Genomic DNA, 17,037 nt, shown 5'->3' with positions numbered 1-17,037 from the left:
TCTACCAACGCACCTTGAGGCCCACGGAACCGTTGAGCTGCGACTTCACGCGGGTGTCTCCGCCCGATGCCCACTGCTTGCCGAGCTCGCCGTACAGGCTGGTCGATTCGCTCAGCCTCAGCGTGAAGCCTGCGGCCAGCTCGCTGGAGGTGCTGCCGGTGCTGCTGGCGATGGCCGTGCTGGCCGCCGGGTTGATGAAGCGGGTGCTGTCGTTGCCGCCCGAGGCGCGGTACAGGTTCACGCGCGCATAGGGCTGCAGCCGGCCTGCACGGGTGGCGATGTCGCCCTTCACGCGCACGCCCACGCGGGCGAGCCAGTGGCTGTCGCGCTCCTGGCGCACGCGTGCGCCGGCGATGTCCACGTCGTCGAGGTCCAGGCGCTGATGCACCAGCTGCGCCTGGGGCTCGATCTGCCAGCCTTCGCCGAGCGCGAAGGACTGGCCGATCTCCAGGGAGGCGCTCAGGCTGCTGCCCTTGCCCTTGGTGCGCAGGGTGGTCTGCGGCTTGACCTCGTAGCGGTGGCGCCCGGCCTGCAGCACGGCATCGGCGTAGAAGCCGCTGTCGTTGCTGTAGGTGGCGTAGCCGCCCAGGTACTGGCTGCGCAGGTCGTTGCTGCCGACGGCCAGGTTGGCGACGCCGCGGGCGAAGCCCCGGACCTGGAGCTCGCCATCGAGCTGGCCGGCGTAGAGGCCGGCGCGCCAGTGGGGGGCGGTCCACAAGTCGGTGCCGGCCTGCAGGCCGCTCAGGCGGCCGTCGCTTTGCGGGCTGACGGTGCCGCCTTGCTGGATGTTGCGGCGGGTGCTGAGCACGCGGCCCCAGGCGCGGCGCTCGCCGGTGGCGGGCGTCGATGCGCTGCCCGTCTTCACGTCATCGTCGCCGAGGCGCTGGTGCAGGTTGCCGAGCATCGCGAGGTTGCCCTGGCGCAGCTGCTCGGGCAGGGCTGCGAAGAGGGGCACTTCGGCGCGGTAGGTGGGCACCTGGATGGGTGCCGCGGCTGGGGCCGGGGGCGGGGATGAGGGACCCGCAGGGGCCGGAGGCAGCCCCGGCGAAGGTGGGTCAACGGCTGTGGGCGGGGCCGGTGGGGCCGGTGGGGCCGGTGGAATGATGGTGCTGGTGGAGCGCAGGTACCAGTTCTCTCCGGCACCTGCGGCGTCGCCCGCCTGCAGGCGGTATTCATACGCGCCCGCATCCACATGACCTCCCTGCAAGGCGAACGCATCCTTGGTGCTCTGCGCGGTGGTGGTGGCGCCATTGAGGGCGCTCACGAGCTCGATGCCGTTGCCGCTGGTGAGCGCGCCCAGGCCGCCGAGGTTGACGACCTGCACGGTGGTGTTTCCGCTGGCGACGGCACTCGGGCCGCTCAAGACGAGCCGGTCGCTCGCACTGGTGCTGCCCCCCAGGAAGGTGCCCAGGCGCAGAAGGCCGTTGTTGCCCACGTAAGGGCCGGTGACGGTCAGGGTGGTGCCAGCAGCAGCGCCGATGAGCGAGACGGTGCCGGCGTTCGTGAGGCCCGCCACGCTCTGGCTGAAGCCGGCGAGGTCGAGCATGGCACCGGAGGCGACGCTGTGGGCCGAGGCCGGGCTGAAGGTGTTGGGCACACCGGCGCGCAAGGTGCCTTCGGTGACGGCAGTGGCGCCCGTGTAGGTGTTGGCACCCGAGAGGATGAGGGTGCCGCTGCCGATCTTGCTCAGGTCCCCAGGCCCGGTGATGGCGCCCGTGAGCGTGGCCGTGAAGGGACCGGTGTCGACGATCGGATCGACGGCTTCGGTGAAGGCAACGGAATTGGCCAAGGTCAGCCCATCGGCGGCAAAGCGCAGCGTGGTGCCTTCGTGCATGGCGAGCTCGCCGGTGCCCAGCGCGCGGTTGTTGCGCACGGCGACACCGCCCTCCTTCAGGTCGGTGCCGCCGCTGTAGCTGTTCTCGCCGCTGAGCGTCAAGGTGCCTGCACCGGTCTTGGTCAGGCCGCCGGCGCCGCCGATCACGCCATGGTGCGTCAACGCCGTGCCCGCGACTGTGTCGAGGGTTCCGCCTTGCGCGTCGAGTGTGGTGGCGCGGTTCATCGAGAAGTCGGCGGTGGTCTTCAACGTGCCGCCGTTGAAGCCCAGACTCCCTGCCGCATCGCCGAGGTTTGCATTGCTGGAAGCGGAGACCACGCCCGCATTCAAGGCAGTGCCCCCGGCGTAGCTGTTGGTGCCCGCGAGGGTCAGCGTGCCGCCACCCGTCTTGACGAGGCCACCTGCGCCGCTGACGATGCCGCTCGCCGTGAGATCGGCATCGGTCTGCAAGGTACCGCCTCCCGCGCCGAGGCTGACGCTTCGCGCGGTGGTGAAGGCACCGCCGGTGCGCAGCGTGCCGCCATCGAGCTTCAGCAAGCCCGAGGCTGCGCCCAGGTTCTGGTCGGAGGAGATCGACACCGTGCCCCCTGAGACGGTGGTGCCGCCCGCGTAGCTGTTGCTCCCCGTCAGGGTCAATGCGCCGGCGCCGGTCTTGGTGAGCGTGCCGCTTCCCGTGATGGTGTTCGCCAGCGTTCCGTCGCCGGACTGATCGATCCGCAGCGCAGCGTTGTTGGTGATGGTGCCGCTGCCGAAGTTTCCGGCCCCGCCGGCCAGCGTGCCGGCGCTGATGACGGTGCCGCCCGGGTAGGTGTTGGCACCCGACAGCACCAGCGTGCCCGCGCCTTCCTTCCTCAAGGAACCGTGCTTGGCCAGCGCCTGACCGACGCTGAAGGTCGCGTCGCCCTCGACGATGTCGAAGCCGCCGCCGTCCGAGCCCCAAATGACGAAACGCGACGTGGACGTGAAATCTGTGCCGGTGATTTGCAAAGTGCCGCCGTCGAAGGCGAGCACGCCGAATGCGCCCAGATTGGCATCGGAAGACACCGACACCTTGCCGCCCCACAGACTGGTCCCGCCGCCGTAGGTGTTGGCCCCGGCAAGGGTCAAGGTGCCGGGGCCCATCTTGATCAAGCCTCCCGAGCCCGACATGACACCCGTGGTGGTCAAGTCGGCATCGGTCTGGAAGCGCCCGGCGTTTTCCATCGTAATGGCGCGAGCGGTCGTAACGTCCGCGGTGGTCTGCAATGTGCCACCGTCGAGTGTCAGCGCGCCCGCGACTGCGCCGAGGTTGTGGTCTGCGGAGATCGAAAGCGTACCGCCGGTGACCCTGGTACCGCCGCTGTACGTGTTGGCTCCCGAGAGAACCAGGCGTCCATCGCCGCCCTTGACAAGGCCACCGCTGCCGGAGATGGCACCGGCAAAGCTCGTGGCGCCGGACCGGTTGAAGGCAAGGGTCGCGTTGTTCACCACGTCGCCGGACAGCGAGCCTGTGTTGCCACCATCGCCGATCTGCAAGGTGCCGGCGGAAATCGTGGTGCCCCCTCCATGGCCGGCGGCCCCGGTGACGACAAGAGAGCTCCCGCCCGTCTTGATCAGTCGGCCTGCGCCCGAAATATCGCCGCTGAGCAGCATGTCCGCCTGCGTCTCGAACGATCCTCCACCGGCACCGAGCGTGACAGCCCGGCTCGAGGACACCACACCGTCGTTGCGCAGCGTTCCGCCGTCGAAGGCCAGCATGCCCGAGGCTGTGCCCAGTTGGTTGTCCGACGAGATCGACAGCACGCCACCTTGGAGCTCAGTGCCGCCGCCATGGGTATTGGTGCCACTCAGCGTCAACGTACCATCGCCCCGCTTGATCAACTTGCCGGAGCCCGTGACGTCGCCCTGCCAAGTGCCGCTGAAGCCATGGGTGTCGAACGTGCCGCCCGCTGGGCCCAGGGCGACGGACCGCGTGGAGTTGAAGCCCGCGAGGTATCGCAAGGTACCGCCGTTCAAGTCCAGCTGATTGCTGCGTCCGAGACTGGCGTCGCTGCCCGTGCTGACCGTGCCTTGGTTGACCTGGACGCTTCCGGAAAAGCCCGCGGTGCCGTTGAGTTGCAATAGCCCTTCGCCGGTCTTGATCAGCCCCCAACGACCCGCATTCGCGTCTGTCCCGCCAAGCGCACTCTGGTCGGCGACGGTGCCGGTGTCCAGCACTGCGGACACGCCCGCACCGGGAGCGATGCCGAGGTTTCCATTGCCCTGCAGGAACAGGCTGCTGCCTCCGCTGCTTCCATTGCCGCCCGCTTCTCCAGGCTGCAGGCCGGGGCCGCCGCCGCCGCCAGCAACCGCATTGTTCTGAAAACCGCTATTGCCGGCGATCGTCAGGCTCCCGCCTTCCCGCACGAACACGGCACCGCCGAAGCCGGCGCCGCCGCCGCCGCCGCCTGCGGCATCGTTGTCTGCGCCTCCACCGCCGCCGCCGAATCCGGCTGTTCCCGAATTTCCGCCGCCACCACCACCGAAGCCACCACTGCCACCCCGGCGCGCACGCCTGCCTTCACACCCGCCCCCTCCGCCTCCGCCGAAGCCTCCATTGCCACCGATGCCGCAACTCGAACTGGTACCGGCACCGCCGCCGCCACCAAAATCCCCGCCGGTGCCGCCGCCGCCCAGGTTCACCCCTCCTCCGCCGCCAGCAAAAGCGCTAACGCCATCTCCGCCCTGCCAAGGTCCAGTAGCTTGAGGATTGCCGGGCGCCCCTCCCGAGCCTGTCAGCGCACCACCCGGCGATCCGGGGTTCACGTTGCCACCGCCGTAACCGCCCCCACCGCCCAAGCCGCCACCTGCAGCGCTCGCCGGTGAACGGTTGGCGCCATTCCCCTCCATGCCACCACCGCCGCCCGAGCTCGTGCCATTGCCGCCGCTTCCTCCGATGGCGCGATTGCCGTCGAATTGAACATTGGTGAGCGTCACCGCTGCGCCAGCGTCGACGAACAGGCCTCCTCCTGCGCCCATGCCGCCGCCACCGTTGCCGCCGCCCGATCCGCCTTGCGCCGTGGCATGCGTGATCGCCAGGTCGAAGATGTCGACTTTTCCCTGGTGGACGAAGAAGCCGCGATGGGCCTCGTTGCCGCTCAAGGCGTGTCCATTGCCGTGGATGGTGATGCTGTGTGTGATCGGCTGCAGGTTGGATGAAAGCGTGATGTTGCCTTCGAACACGATGGAGTCGCCGTCCACCGACGCTTCGAGTGCAGTTCGCAGTTCGGCCTCGTCCGCCACCGTGTAGCTGGCGCCGAAGGCAGCAGGACTGAAGAGGCCGACGGACAGCGCGCAAACCGCGCTTGCCTTGCCCGATGCACTCGCAAGTTCGGAGACGACTTGACGCAGGCCGAGGGTGCGGTTGAAGACCAGGCGGTAGATGCGATTCATTGAGGCTTCTGCTTATGTCGGCGGATCCCGGAGGACACGGCGGCAAATGCTACGAAGTCTCTCTATCGCTATCAGACTGATGCGACAAAAAGCGAGAATTCAGTTCTGACGCATGGGCCTCACCGAACTTGGCGAGGAATGAAAGTCGGCGAATGACCTCGACCACCCGAGGTCGAGGTCGTCCGGTGCGAACGCCTGGGCCGGCGCTTCGCCAGCAGAATTGCCTGTTGTCAGCGCCCCTGGTTCAGGCGGCTCAGCCCCAGGTCGGTCAGCATGCAGGTGCCTTGGCGGTCCGTGGTCACCAGGCCGTTGGAGCGCAGGCGGCTGGAGACCTTGATGGTCTCGGTGGGGTGCCGCTTGGCAATGGCGTCGCGCAGCGCTTCGAGCGTGCGCCACTGTTCGTCGTTGAGCCGGATCTTCTTCGTCATGCTTCCTGGGGTCCTCGGGGCAAGAGTGTGGCGCGCAGGCATGCCCGGCGCCTCCTTCAGAAGTGCTCTTGTCAAGCGAGCCGAATCCGGCTATAGGAGCCGCAAAAACCAGGGCCGTCGACGCCGGCGGCCCTTGTACGCGGGCGGCGCAGCCGGTACAAGCGCAGCATGCGGCCAAGACCCAGCTCCATCGACGCCAGCCGGCGTGCCGAGCCGGCCATCGCCTGGAACGGCGGCGTCAAGTTCTTCCACTGGCTGATCGCGCTGCTGATCCTCGTCCAGTTCGCACTCGGCTGGCTGGCGGTCGGCTGGCGGCTCTCGCCGACCAAGCTGGATCTCTTCGTCTGGCACAAGTCCATCGGGGTGCTGGTGCTCGCACTGGTGCTGCTGCGCCTTGCGTGGCGGCTGCTCGCGCCGCCGGCACCCGCCCTGCCCGCGCACATGCCGGCGTGGGAACGCATCGCGGCACGCGCCAGCCACGTGCTGCTCTATGGGCTGATGCTCGCGCTGCCGCTCAGCGGCTGGGTGGTGCAGTCCACCTCCGGCATGCCCTTCCGCATCTTCCGGCAATGGCCGCTGCCGGCGATCGCGGCAGCCGACAAGGCCGCGTCCGATCTCGCGGCCATCGTGCATCTCTCGCTGGGCATCGCCCTCGCCACCCTGCTCGTCGTGCACATCGGCGCTGCGCTGCGCCACCACTTCATCCAGCGCGACGAGGTGCTCACGCGGATGCTGCCCAGTTGGAGGCGCGCTTCATGACCCGCCTGGCCTGCCTCGCCGCCCTGCTGCTCGCCTCGGCCGCGCCGGCGCCCGCCTTCGCCGCCGACTGGAAGATGGACCCGGCCGCGAGCCGGCTCGATTTCGCCGCGACCTTCGAGGGAACGCCGGCACCGGGCGTGTTCAAGAACTTCGAGGTGCGGCTGGACTTCGATCCCGAGCGCCCGGCCGACGGCCGCCTCGAGGTCCGCATCGGCGTCGCGAGCGCCGACATGGCGAATGCCGACATCAACAAGGCGATCGCCGGCCCCGAATGGTTCGACTTCGCCCGCCATCCGCAGGCCGAGTTTCGTGCCGCCGAGATCCGCCGCGTGCAGGGCAACAGCTATCTCGCGCGCGGCACGCTGAGCCTGAAGGGGGTGCAGCAGGCCGTCGAGGTGCCCTTCAGCTGGAACGATACGGCCGGGGGCGCGAACATGCAGGGCGAGTTCACCGTCAAGCGCTTGCCCTTCGGCATCGGCACCGGCGAGTGGGCGGCGACGAACGTCATCGGCCCGGACGTGGCGATCAAGTTCCGCGTCCGGCTTCGCAAGGCCTCCTGATGCAGCGACGAGCTCTCTGCGCCCTCGCCCTGCTGGCCGCACTGCTGCCGGCTTGCGCGCCACCGCTGCGCCAGGCCGCGCCCGAATCGGCCACTGCGGCCCGCACGGCCCCGGTCGAATTCCCGCGGGCGTTCTATGAGCAGGCGCTGTCGCGCGGCCAGCCGGTCTATCGCATCGAGCCTGCGCGCTCGCTGGTCGCCATCACCGTGCGGCGTGGGGGATCGCTGGCGCGGCTGGGCCACGACCATGTCGTCGCCAGCCGCGGCGTGCAGGGCCTGGTCGCACCCGGGGACGGCCGCGCCGACCTGTACCTGCCGCTGGCCGAACTCTCGGTCGACGAGCCGGCGCTGCGCGCCGAGGCGGGCCTGGACACCCAGCCCGGCGAGGCCGACATCGCGGCGACGCGCGCCAACATGCTGGACAAGGTGCTGGAGGTGCAGCGCTTTCCCTTCGCGCTGGTCGGCGTGAAGACACGCGCCGATGCGCGGCTGGACGTGGCCATCACGCTGCACGGCCAGACCCGCAGTTTCGAGGTGCCGGCACGGATCGCCGTGCGCCGCGGCGAGATGCGGGTCAGCGGCGAGCTGGAACTCGATCAATCCGAATTCGGCATCGTGCCCTTCTCGGTGCTCGGCGGCGCGATCCAGGTGCAGGACCGCCTGAGCCTGCGCTTCGACCTGCATGGCACCCTGGCCGCGGACCTGCAGGCACTGGCTCGCCCAGGCCCGGTGCCGTGAGACGCCGAAGCATCGTTGCCGCTGCGCTCGTGCTGACCGGCACGCTCGCGGCGCAGTCCGCCATCGCGGCCGGACAGATCCGCTTCGAGACCGACCACGAGGGCGAGCTCATCACCATCACCGCCTCGGCCGACATGGAGGTCGAGGCGCGCACCGTGTGGGCCGTGATCTCCGACTACGACAACCTGGCCGACTTCATTCCCCACATGCGCAGCTCCCGCGTGCTCCGGCGCGACGGCGACCAGGTGCTGATCGAGCAGACGGGCGAGTTCGGCTTCCTGTTCTTTCGACGGCCGGTGGAGGTGCGGCTGTCGGTCGCCGAGTCGCCGCCGCGGCGCATCGTGGCGCATGCGGTCGGCGGCAACCTGCAGTCCCTCGAAGGACGCTACGCCATCGAAAGCCTCCCCGGCGGCGAGGTGCGCCTCAACTATTCCGGCCGGCTGGTGCCCGGCTTCGACGTGCCGCGCTTCGTCAGCCGGATGGCGGTGCGCAGCACCATGGCACGGCAATTCCAGGCGCTGGTGCAGGAGATCGTGCGCCGCGACCTGTCGGCACGCAACGAGGCGCGTTGAGCCGCTGCGCCATGCAGCCGGCTGCTGCAGGGCGTTCCTCTTGCGCCATGCCCGGGCACAGGGCGCCGCGTTCGGGCGAGGTCGCTCGGCCGCGTCTTCTCCCCACCGGCTTTAACGTTTTCACCTACCCATCGAGCTCGCAAAACGTGCCAAAACCGTGTTCGGAGGGAGTGCAGCGAATCCGGCGAACACGGTCATGCATGCACGCCTGTGGCTTGCGCGCGTCTCGTTGCATTCGCGAGGTTTCTCTTGACGATTTCTCCTGCCTTCGCTCCAGGGTCTTCGAACGCGCAGCGCGAGCGCCGGCTGCCCCTGTCATCGGCGCAACTGAGGCTGTGGCTGCTGGAGCAGATCGATGCGGGCGTGCAGGACGCCTATCACATCTCGGGCGCGCTGGAATTCCGAGGGCGGCTGGACGAAGAGGCCCTGAGACGCAGCCTCGATGCACTGATGGCGCGGCACGACGTGCTGCGCGCCACCGTCATGGAGATCGACGGCCAGGCGGTGCAGCACATTCCCCCCGAGCTGCGTTTCGCATGGCGCACGGAGGATCTTCGCCACCTGTCGGGCCCGGCCCTGGAGGCCGAACGCCGCCGCCAGATCGAGGAGGAATGCGGCGCACGCTTCGACCTGCGCGCCGGTCCGCTGATCCGCGGCCGGCTGTTGCGCATCGCCGGCGACCGCCACACGCTCGTTCTGTCGCTGCACCACATGGTGACCGACGGCCTGTCGACGGCGATCCTGATGCGCGATGTCGCCGCCTTCTACACCGCCTTCGTTCAGGGCCTGCCCGACCCGCTGCCGCCGCTGCAGGCGCAGTACGCGGACCACGTGCAGGAGGAGCGCGAACGCGCCTCGTCGAGCACGCGCCAGACGCGGCTCGACTTCTGGCGCCGCCAGCTGCAGGGCGCGCCCGAGCTGCTCGAGCTGCCCACCGACCGCCCCCGCCCGCCGCTGCAGAGCCACGCGGGGGACCGGGTCGACATGGCGTTCCCGGCGCCGCTGCTCGCGACCCTGCGCGCCTGGGCCCGGCGCCGCGACGCCACCTTGCCGATGGTGCTGCACGCGGGCCTGTCGGTGCTGCTGGCGCGCCTGAGCGGCCAGGGCGACATCGTGATCGGCATGCCGGTGGCCAACCGGCGCCGCGCAGCCTATCGGCAGCTGATGGGCTTCTTCGTCAACACCCTCGCGCTGCGCGTGGACCTCGCCGACAACCCGAGCGGGGCCGAGCTGGTGGAGCGCGTGCGCGCCGTCGCGCAGGCCGCCTACCTGCGGCAGGACGTGCCTTTCGAGCAGATCGTCGAGACGGTCCAGCCCGCGCGCAATCCGAGCCACAGCCCGGTCTTCCAGGTGCTGCTGGTGATGCACAACTTCGACACCGAAGTCATCGAGCTGCCGGACGCGACCCTGCAGCTGGCCGAGGTCCCGCCCCGGAGCGTGCCCTGGGACCTGGCGGTGGTCCTGCGCGAAACATCCGATGGGATGGTGGGCCGCTTCGCCTATGCCGCCGGGCTGTTCGACCGCGAAACGGTGCAGCGCTGGACCGGTTACTTCCTGCGCCTGCTCGGCGCCATGGCCAGCGACGAAACCCGGCGCGTCGCCGATCTCGAGATGCTCGACGATGCCGAACGCGGGCTGCTCCTCGGCGGCTTCGACGAGGCGCCGATGCCGCTGCCCGCGCAACCGCGGGTGCACGCCCTGTTCGAGGCGCAGGCGGCGCGCACGCCCGAGGCCCTGGCGCTGGTGGACGAGCAGCGCAGCTGGCGCTATGCCGAGCTCGAGCGCGAGGCGAACCGGCTGGCGCAACGGCTGCGCGCCGCCGGCGTGGCCGAGGACGACCGCGTGGCCCTGTTCGTCGCCCGCGGCGCCGAGCTGGTGATCGCGATGCTGGCCGTGCTCAAGAGCGGCGGCGCCTACGTCCCGCTGGACCCGGCCGATCCGCCGGAGCGCATCGCCCGCATGCTGGGCGACGCGAAGCCGCGCGTCGTGTTGACGCAGGAACGGCTGCGCAGCGTACTGCCGCCCTTGCGCGCGCGGCTCCTGCTGCTGGAGGCCGAGGCCGAGGCCGAAGCCAGATCCCCGGAGATCTCGCCCTCGAAGGACCCGCCTGCCGCCGCTGCGCACGATCCCCTGGCCTACGTCGTCTATACCTCCGGCTCCACCGGCGATCCGAAGGGCGTGGCGATGCCGCACTCGGCCCTGGTCAACCTCATCGAGTGGCAAGCCCGCAGTCGCCCGCAGCCCCGCGCCCCGCGCACCCTGCAGTACGTGGCCATCGGTTTCGACGTCGCATTCCAGGAAATCTTCACCACGCTGTGCGGCGGCGGCACGCTGGTGACGGTGCGCGAAAGCACGCGCCGCGACATGGGCGCGCTGCTGCGCCTGCTGCGCGAGCAGCACATCGAGCGGCTGATCCTTCCCTTCGTCTCGCTGCAGCACCTGGCGGAGGAGGCCGCAGTGATGAACGCGCCGCTGCCTGCCCTGCGCGAGGTGATCACCGGCGGCGAGCCATTGCGCATCGGCACCGAGATCCGCGACCTGTTCAAGCGCCTCGGCGACTGCCGGCTGCAGAACCAGTACGGCCCGACCGAGTACCCGGTGGCCACCGCGCTGGACCTGGATGGTCCGCCCGATGGCTGGCCGCTGCTGCCGTCCATCGGGCGCCCCATCGCCAACACCCGCGTTCGTGTGCTCGACGCGCAGCACCGGCTGCAGCCGATCGGCGTCAAGGGCGAGATCTACCTCGGCGGCGCCGGCATGGCGCGCGGCTACCTGCACCAGCCCGACGCGACCAGCGCCGGCTTCGTGACCGATCCGTTCCACGCCGACCCCGCCGCGCGCCTCTACAAGACCGGCGACATCGGGCGCTGGCGCGCCGACGGACATCTCGAATACCTGAGCCGCGAGGACGACCAGGTCAAGCTGCGCGGCTTTCGCATCGAGCTGGGCGAGATCGAGGCGCAGATCGGACGCCATCCCGGGGTCGGCGATGTCGCCGTGGTGCTGCGCGAGGACAGGCCGGGCGACAAGCGCCTGGTCGCCTACGTGGCGAGGGCAGCCGGTTCGCCGCTTGACGAGAGCAAGCTCGTCAAGCGCCTGCGCACGCACCTGCGTCACCTGCTGCCGGACTACATGCTGCCGGGCGCCTACGTCGTGCTGCCCGCCCTGCCCTTGACCGCCAGCGGCAAGCTCGACCGGCGCGCGCTGCCGCCGCCGCAGGCGCACGCGGGCGGCGAGCGGGTGATGCCGCGCCATCGCACCGAAGAAATGATCTGGGAGATCTGGCGCGACGTGCTGCACAGCACGGCTTTCGGCGTGGAGGACAGCTTCTTCGAACTGGGCGGCCACTCGCTCATGACCATGCAGGTGGCGTCGCGCGTGCGCGAGCGGCTCGACATCGACATGCCGCTGGCCACGCTTTTCGAGCACGTCACCATCGCCGAGCTCGCGGCTTGGATCGATCAGCGGCTGGCCGGCAGGCCCTCGCCGGCGCGAGCGTCGATCCCGCGCGTGCCGCGCGGGGGGCCGTTGCCGGTGTCGCTGTCGCAGCGGCGCATGTGGGTGATCCAGCAGTTCGATCCGGCCTCCGTGGCCTACAACGTGGCCGTCACGCTGCGCCTGCGCGGCCCGCTCGACCGCGAGCTGCTGCAGGACGCGCTCGATGCACTGGTGGCACGCCATGAAGGCCTGCGCACCCACTTCGTGCTGCACGAGGACGAACCGGCGCAGGTCATTGCGCCGGCTGCGGGCGCGGCGATCGACCGCATCGATCTTCGGCCGCTGCCGTCCGGCGAGCGCGTGGCCGCGGCGCGGTCCGTCCTGCGCGACCGGGTGGCGGCGCCATTCGATCTGACGAAGGCACCGCTGCACCATGCGACGCTGGTGCTGCTCGGCGATGAAGACCACGTGCTGCTATGGCTGCTGCACCATGCCATCACCGACAACTGGTCGGTGGCGATCCTGATGCGCGAGCTGCTGGAGGTGTACGCGAGCCTGAAGGCGGGCCATGCGCCGGAGCTGCCCGCGCTGCGCATCGAGTACGCCGACTACGCCGCCTGGCAGCGCTCGCCCGAGGCGGTGGCGCAGCGCCACCACGAGATGGACTACTGGGTCGGGCGCTTGCGCGGCCTGCAGCGGCTCGACCTGCCGACCGACTACCCGCGGCCGCAGCGGCCCACGTTCCGCGGCAGCCTGGTCGCCGCAACCCTGCCGCAGACGCTGCGCGAGCACCTGCACGACTTCTGCGGCCGGCACGGGACGACGCCTTTCGTCGTCCTGCTCGCGGCGTTCAAGCTGATGCTGGCACGGCACGCGAACGGCAGCGACATCGCGGTCGGCACGCCCATCGCCAACCGGCACCGCCTCGCCACCGAACAGCTGGTCGGCACGTTGGTCAACACGCTGGTGATGCGCACCGACCTGTCGGGCGACCCGGACTTCGCCGAGCTCGTGCGGCGCGTGCGCAAGACGGCGCTGGATGCCTATGCCCACCAGGATGCACCCTTCGACGAGCTCGTGGAGGTGCTGGGGCAGGACCGCGTGGCCCAACCCGAAGGGCTGGTGCGCACGCTCTTCAACGTGCTCAACGCGCCGCTCGGACGGCTGACCCCGGTCGAATTCAGCGCCGAGGAATTCGAGCTGGAGCACACCGCCGCGCAGTTCGATCTGTCGATGCACGTCGACACCGAGTTCGGCCATCGCATCTACCTCGAGTACTCGACCGACCTGTATGCGCGGGAGAGCGCGCAGCGGATGCTCGAGAACTACCTGGCGCTGGTCGAGGAAGCCCTGGGCGATCCCGCACGGCCCCTGTCGCGCTATTCGATGGTGACGCCGGCGCAGTGGGTCTTGCTGCGCGATGGATGGAATGCCACGCAGCACCCGCTGCCGCCGCAGCTGCTGGTGCATCGGCATCTGCGCGTCGGCGAGGCGGGGTTGCGCGACCGCATCGCGGTGGTCGATGCCGACGGCCGCGCCACGGCCTATGGGCAGCTCGAAGCCCGTTCGAACGTGCTGGCGCATGCCTTGCGCGCGCGCGGCATCGGCCGCGGCCACCGGGTCGGCCTGTGTGTCGCGCGCGATGCGGGCATGGTCGCGGCGCAGCTCGGCGTGCTGAAGTCGGGCGCGGCCTACGTGCCGCTGGACCCGGCCTTTCCGGTGGAGCGGCTGCGCTACATGGCGTCGGACGGCGCGCTGTCCGCCATCCTGGTGCCGCCGGAGCTGGCGTCCCCCTTCGCGGATACCGGCGCGGCGTTGGTCGATCCGCACTGCCCCGACTTCATCGCCGGCGCCTCGAGCGAGCCCTTGCCGCCCGACGCAGGGCGCGACGCCGGGCCGCTCGATGCCGCGTACATGATCTACACCTCGGGATCGACCGGCAAGCCCAAGGCGGTGGCCGTTCCGCATCGGGCGGTGGTCAACTTCCTGGCCGCGATGGCGCGCACGCCGGGGCTGCTGGAGACCGATCGGCTGCTGGCCGTCACCACCCTCTCCTTCGACATCGCGGTGCTGGAGCTGCTGCTGCCGCTGGCGGTCGCTGCGCAGATCGTCATCGCCGACCGCGAACAGGTGAGTGACCCGGCACAGCTGCACGCGCTGCTGGAGCGCCATGCCGTGACGGTGATGCAGGCCACGCCTGCGACCTGGCGCTCGCTGATCGAGGCCGGCTGGACCGGTGCCGCCGGCTTTCGCGCCCTGATCGGTGGCGAGCCCCTGCAGCCGGCGCTGGCCGACCAGTTGATGGAGCGCACGGCCGCGCTGTGGAACATGTACGGCCCGACCGAGACCACCGTCTGGTCCACCTGCTGGCAGGCGCAATCGCCGCGGGAGGGCATCTCGATCGGCCGTCCGATCGCCAACACCTCCGTGTGGATCCTCGACGCCAACGGCCAGCCCTGTCCGATCGGAGTACCCGGCGAGGCCTGCATCGGCGGCCTGGGCGTAGCCCTCGGCTACCACGGGCGCGAGGCGCTGAGCGCGGAGCGCTTCGTGCCTGATCCATGGGGCGACGAGCCCGGCGCGAGGCTGTATCGCACCGGCGACCTTTGCCGCTGGCGTCACGATGGCATGCTCGAGCACATGGGGCGGCTCGACCATCAGGTCAAGGTGAGGGGTTTCCGCATCGAGCTGGGCGAGATCGAATCGGTGCTGCTCGGCCATCCGGCGGTGGCGCAATGCGTGGTCGTCACGCGGGCCGAGCGCGAGGACGATGTGCGGCTGGTGGGCTACGTGGTCCTGCGCGAAGGCGAGGGCGAAGGCCACGGCGCTTCGCATGCGCTGCGGGAGCATCTGCGCTCGGAGCTACCCGAGTACATGGTGCCGCAGCACCTGGTGGCCTTGCCTGCGCTGCCCTTGCTGCCGAACGGCAAGATCGATCGCAGCGCGCTGCCGGCGCCCGACACCGAGGTGGCCCGCCCGGCGTCGCGTGCCTGGCTGGCGCCGGAGACGCACGAGGAAAAGGCCATCGCCGCGATCTGGGCGGAGCTGCTGGGAATCGACCGCGTTGCGGCCACCGACAACTTCTTCGACCTGGGCGGGCATTCGCTGCTGGCGATGCGCGCCGTCATCGCGGCGGAGAAACAGCTCGGGTGGCGGATTGCGCCGCGGCGGCTGGTGTTCGAGACGCTGAGGCAGGTGGCGAATCCGGCGCATGAGAAGCGGTGATCCAGCACCTCTGCACAGGTGCGGATGCCGGTTTTCCCCGGCGTGCGCCCGACGAGGCCGCGGTCACAAGGCGCAGGTGCGAAATCCGAAGAACCCGTCGTCCCGCTCCGGCCAGGCGAAGCCGCGGCGCTTGGGCGAACGCAGGCGCGAGCGGGTCGCAGCAGAAGCGCCGCGCAACACGCGCGCCGCGCCGAAAGCAGGCTGCGGATCGAACTCGGTGCCCGCACTCCAGGGGTCGGCGCGAAAGTCGGGCCAAGGCCGCAAGGTGCCGGCGGTCCACTCGTGCACGTCGGCCCAGCGGAAGCCGCGACGCGCCGCCTGGTGAGCGGCGATCTCCCATTCGACCTCGGTCGCGAGACGGCGCCCGGCCCAGCGCGCCCAGGCGTCGGCCTCCCACCAGCTCACATGCACCGCGCTCTGGTTGCCGGCAGCCCGCATCGGGCGGCCGAAACGCTGCTGCAGCACCGAGCCGCCGCTGCCGCGGCGCGCCGCGCCGATCTGCTCCACGTGACGCGGGCCGCGGCGCCCCTCGGTCTGGGCCGCGAGCCAGGCGAGCCCGCCCGGCAGCCACAGTTCCTCACGGTCGTAGCCGCCGTCGTCGACGAACTCCACATATTGGCTCCAGGTGACGGGCTGGGCATCGATCTCGAACTCCGGCACCTCCAGCATGCACCGGCCGCGCTCCTGCGCGAAAGCGAAGCCGGCCTCGTCGCAACCGAGCGTCCATGCGGTGGCCGGCAGCACCAGCGGCTCGTGCTCCACCGGCGCGGGCCGCGCCTCGATGCCCAAGGGCAGGCCGAGGGTCTGCGCCATCACCACCAGTTGCTCGCCGCGCAGGTCTTCGTGGAACAGCGCCAGCCGGTAGAAGTAGAGGCCGGCATCGGTCTCGACCGCATGCTCCAGCAGTTCCAGCGTGCTCTCCAGGGTGTCGAGCAGGTAGGCCTTGGTCTGCTCGAGGTCGGGCAACGGCAGCGACCAGCGCTGCCTCGCCTCGACCTGCGCCGGGTTCCACCAGCCGTCGGCTTCCGGCTCGATGGCGGCCAGGCGCGTCGGCCGCACGGGGCAGTCGGCGCCGAAGGCGCGCTGCGTGTTGCGCGCGATCCACCACTCGGCGAACCAGCCGATGTGGCCGGCCAGCCAGAGCGGCGGATCGATGCCCTCCTGCCGCGGCACGGCCAGTGTTCCCGAGCCGAGTGCCTGCTGGTAGAGCGACAGCAGGTGCAGCGTGTGGTTGCGCGCGTCGATCAGGGCCAGCGAGAGCAGCTCGCGGCCTGCGCGGCGCATCTCGGGCGAATCGATGGAATGAGGCAGGCCGGAAGCGCCGAAAGGCGTGCCGGACGGCGGGCTCGAAGGCATCGGCCATTATGGCCACGCGCGCGGCGCGGAGGGATTGCCCCGGGTAAACCCGCCGCCGGCCCCTGCCGGCGCTCGGCAGCGGCACGTTAACATTGCCGGCTTTGCGCCGACCCTACCCGACTGGCGCCGAAATCACCCCCAAAGAGACAATACCTTGTCCGCATTCCTCAAGTTCGCGCTGGCCATGGACTGGATCAGCGCACAGCTCGGCAAGCTGGCGGCCTGGGCCGTGCTCGCCGCCTCCTTGATCTCCGCCGGCAATGCCTTCGTGCGCTATGGCCTGGACTTCAGCTCCAATGCCTGGCTCGAGATCCAGTGGTATCTGTTCGCCGCCACCGTGATGCTCGGTGCGCCGCTGGTGCTCAAGCTCAACGAGCACGTGCGGGTGGACATCATCTACGGCAAGCTCAAGCGCAACGGGCCGGTGTATGTCGATCTCTTCGGCCTGATCTTCTTTTTGCTGCCCGTGATGGGCCTGCTGTTCTGGCTCACGCTTCCCTTCTTCCTCGGCATGCTGAGGAGCGGCGAGATGTCCGGAAACATTGGTGGCCTGATCCGCTGGCCGGCCGCACTGATGATGCCCGTGGGCTTCGGCGCGGTGTTCCTGCAGGGCGTGGCCGAGGTGATCAAGCGCATCGCCTACCTGCGCGGCCTGATCGAGATGGACACGCACTACGAGAAGCCGGTGCAGTAAGAAGGGTGAACACCCTCCGCGCC

9 protein-coding genes are annotated in these 17,037 nt (G+C 70.0%); 6 read left to right on the top strand and 3 right to left on the bottom strand.

Annotated features, from left to right (window positions below):
- Window position 1: 1 nt before the first annotated feature.
- Together AC3A6Y_RS09850 and AC3A6Y_RS09845 are read right to left on the bottom strand one after the other, a co-directional pair.
- Window positions 2-5,245 carry an autotransporter-associated beta strand repeat-containing protein gene (locus tag AC3A6Y_RS09850; RefSeq protein WP_487868044.1) on the bottom strand — a complete coding sequence of 1,748 codons (5,244 nt, stop codon included), beginning with the start codon at window positions 5,243-5,245 and terminating at the stop codon, window positions 2-4.
- A gap of 230 nt (window positions 5,246-5,475) precedes the next feature.
- Entirely contained in the window at window positions 5,476-5,673 is a 198-nt protein-coding gene (locus AC3A6Y_RS09845; protein ID WP_487868043.1) for a hypothetical protein, read from the bottom strand.
- A 168-nt stretch (window positions 5,674-5,841) separates the two neighbouring features.
- Here AC3A6Y_RS09845 and AC3A6Y_RS09840 point away from each other — a divergent pair, with 168 nt between their 5' ends.
- The 5 genes from AC3A6Y_RS09840 to AC3A6Y_RS09820 all read left to right on the top strand — a co-directional run bounded on the left by AC3A6Y_RS09840 (window position 5,842) and on the right by AC3A6Y_RS09820 (window position 14,964).
- Window positions 5,842-6,432 (top strand): cytochrome b, encoded by a 591-nt coding sequence (locus AC3A6Y_RS09840; RefSeq protein WP_487868042.1) that lies wholly within the window; start codon window positions 5,842-5,844, stop codon window positions 6,430-6,432.
- Window positions 6,429-6,992: a YceI family protein gene (locus AC3A6Y_RS09835; RefSeq protein WP_487868041.1), complete on the top strand. Its 564-nt coding sequence runs from the start codon at window positions 6,429-6,431 to the stop codon at window positions 6,990-6,992. Before AC3A6Y_RS09840 ends, AC3A6Y_RS09835 begins: the two co-directional genes overlap by 4 nt.
- Entirely contained in the window at window positions 6,992-7,729 is a 738-nt protein-coding gene (locus AC3A6Y_RS09830) for a YceI family protein (protein ID WP_487868040.1), read from the top strand. Before AC3A6Y_RS09835 ends, AC3A6Y_RS09830 begins: the two co-directional genes overlap by 1 nt.
- Window positions 7,726-8,301 carry an SRPBCC family protein gene (locus AC3A6Y_RS09825; RefSeq protein WP_487868039.1) on the top strand — a complete coding sequence of 192 codons (576 nt, stop codon included), beginning with the start codon at window positions 7,726-7,728 and terminating at the stop codon, window positions 8,299-8,301. Before AC3A6Y_RS09830 ends, AC3A6Y_RS09825 begins: the two co-directional genes overlap by 4 nt.
- Window positions 8,302-8,550: 249 nt before the next feature.
- Window positions 8,551-14,964: an amino acid adenylation domain-containing protein gene (locus tag AC3A6Y_RS09820; protein WP_487868038.1), complete on the top strand. Its 6,414-nt coding sequence runs from the start codon at window positions 8,551-8,553 to the stop codon at window positions 14,962-14,964.
- Between the two features lie 63 nt (window positions 14,965-15,027).
- Here the strand turns inward: AC3A6Y_RS09820 and AC3A6Y_RS09815 are convergent, their stop codons facing one another.
- Complete coding sequence (locus tag AC3A6Y_RS09815; protein WP_487868037.1) at window positions 15,028-16,320, bottom strand: SUMF1/EgtB/PvdO family nonheme iron enzyme; 1,293 nt, start codon at window positions 16,318-16,320, stop codon at window positions 15,028-15,030.
- Window positions 16,321-16,474: 154 nt separating this feature from the next.
- Here AC3A6Y_RS09815 and AC3A6Y_RS09810 point away from each other — a divergent pair, with 154 nt between their 5' ends.
- Window positions 16,475-17,014, top strand: coding sequence for a TRAP transporter small permease subunit (locus tag AC3A6Y_RS09810; protein ID WP_487868036.1), 540 nt, complete (start codon window positions 16,475-16,477; stop codon window positions 17,012-17,014).
- Window positions 17,015-17,037: the final 23 nt, after the last annotated feature.

This window comes from Variovorax sp. Soil_C_17 (assembly GCF_057657265.1).
This window is presented reverse-complemented; position numbering and strand designations above follow the sequence as displayed.

Coding starts and splice junctions, on each gene's coding strand:
- AC3A6Y_RS09850 (WP_487868044.1), bottom strand. CDS start 5,245: ATGAATCGCATCTACCGCCTGGTCTTCAACCGCACCCTCGGCCTGCGT.
- AC3A6Y_RS09845 (WP_487868043.1), bottom strand. CDS start 5,673: ATGACGAAGAAGATCCGGCTCAACGACGAACAGTGGCGCACGCTCGAA.
- AC3A6Y_RS09840 (WP_487868042.1), top strand. CDS start 5,842: ATGCGGCCAAGACCCAGCTCCATCGACGCCAGCCGGCGTGCCGAGCCG.
- AC3A6Y_RS09835 (WP_487868041.1), top strand. CDS start 6,429: ATGACCCGCCTGGCCTGCCTCGCCGCCCTGCTGCTCGCCTCGGCCGCG.
- AC3A6Y_RS09830 (WP_487868040.1), top strand. CDS start 6,992: ATGCAGCGACGAGCTCTCTGCGCCCTCGCCCTGCTGGCCGCACTGCTG.
- AC3A6Y_RS09815 (WP_487868037.1), bottom strand. CDS start 16,320: ATGCCTTCGAGCCCGCCGTCCGGCACGCCTTTCGGCGCTTCCGGCCTG.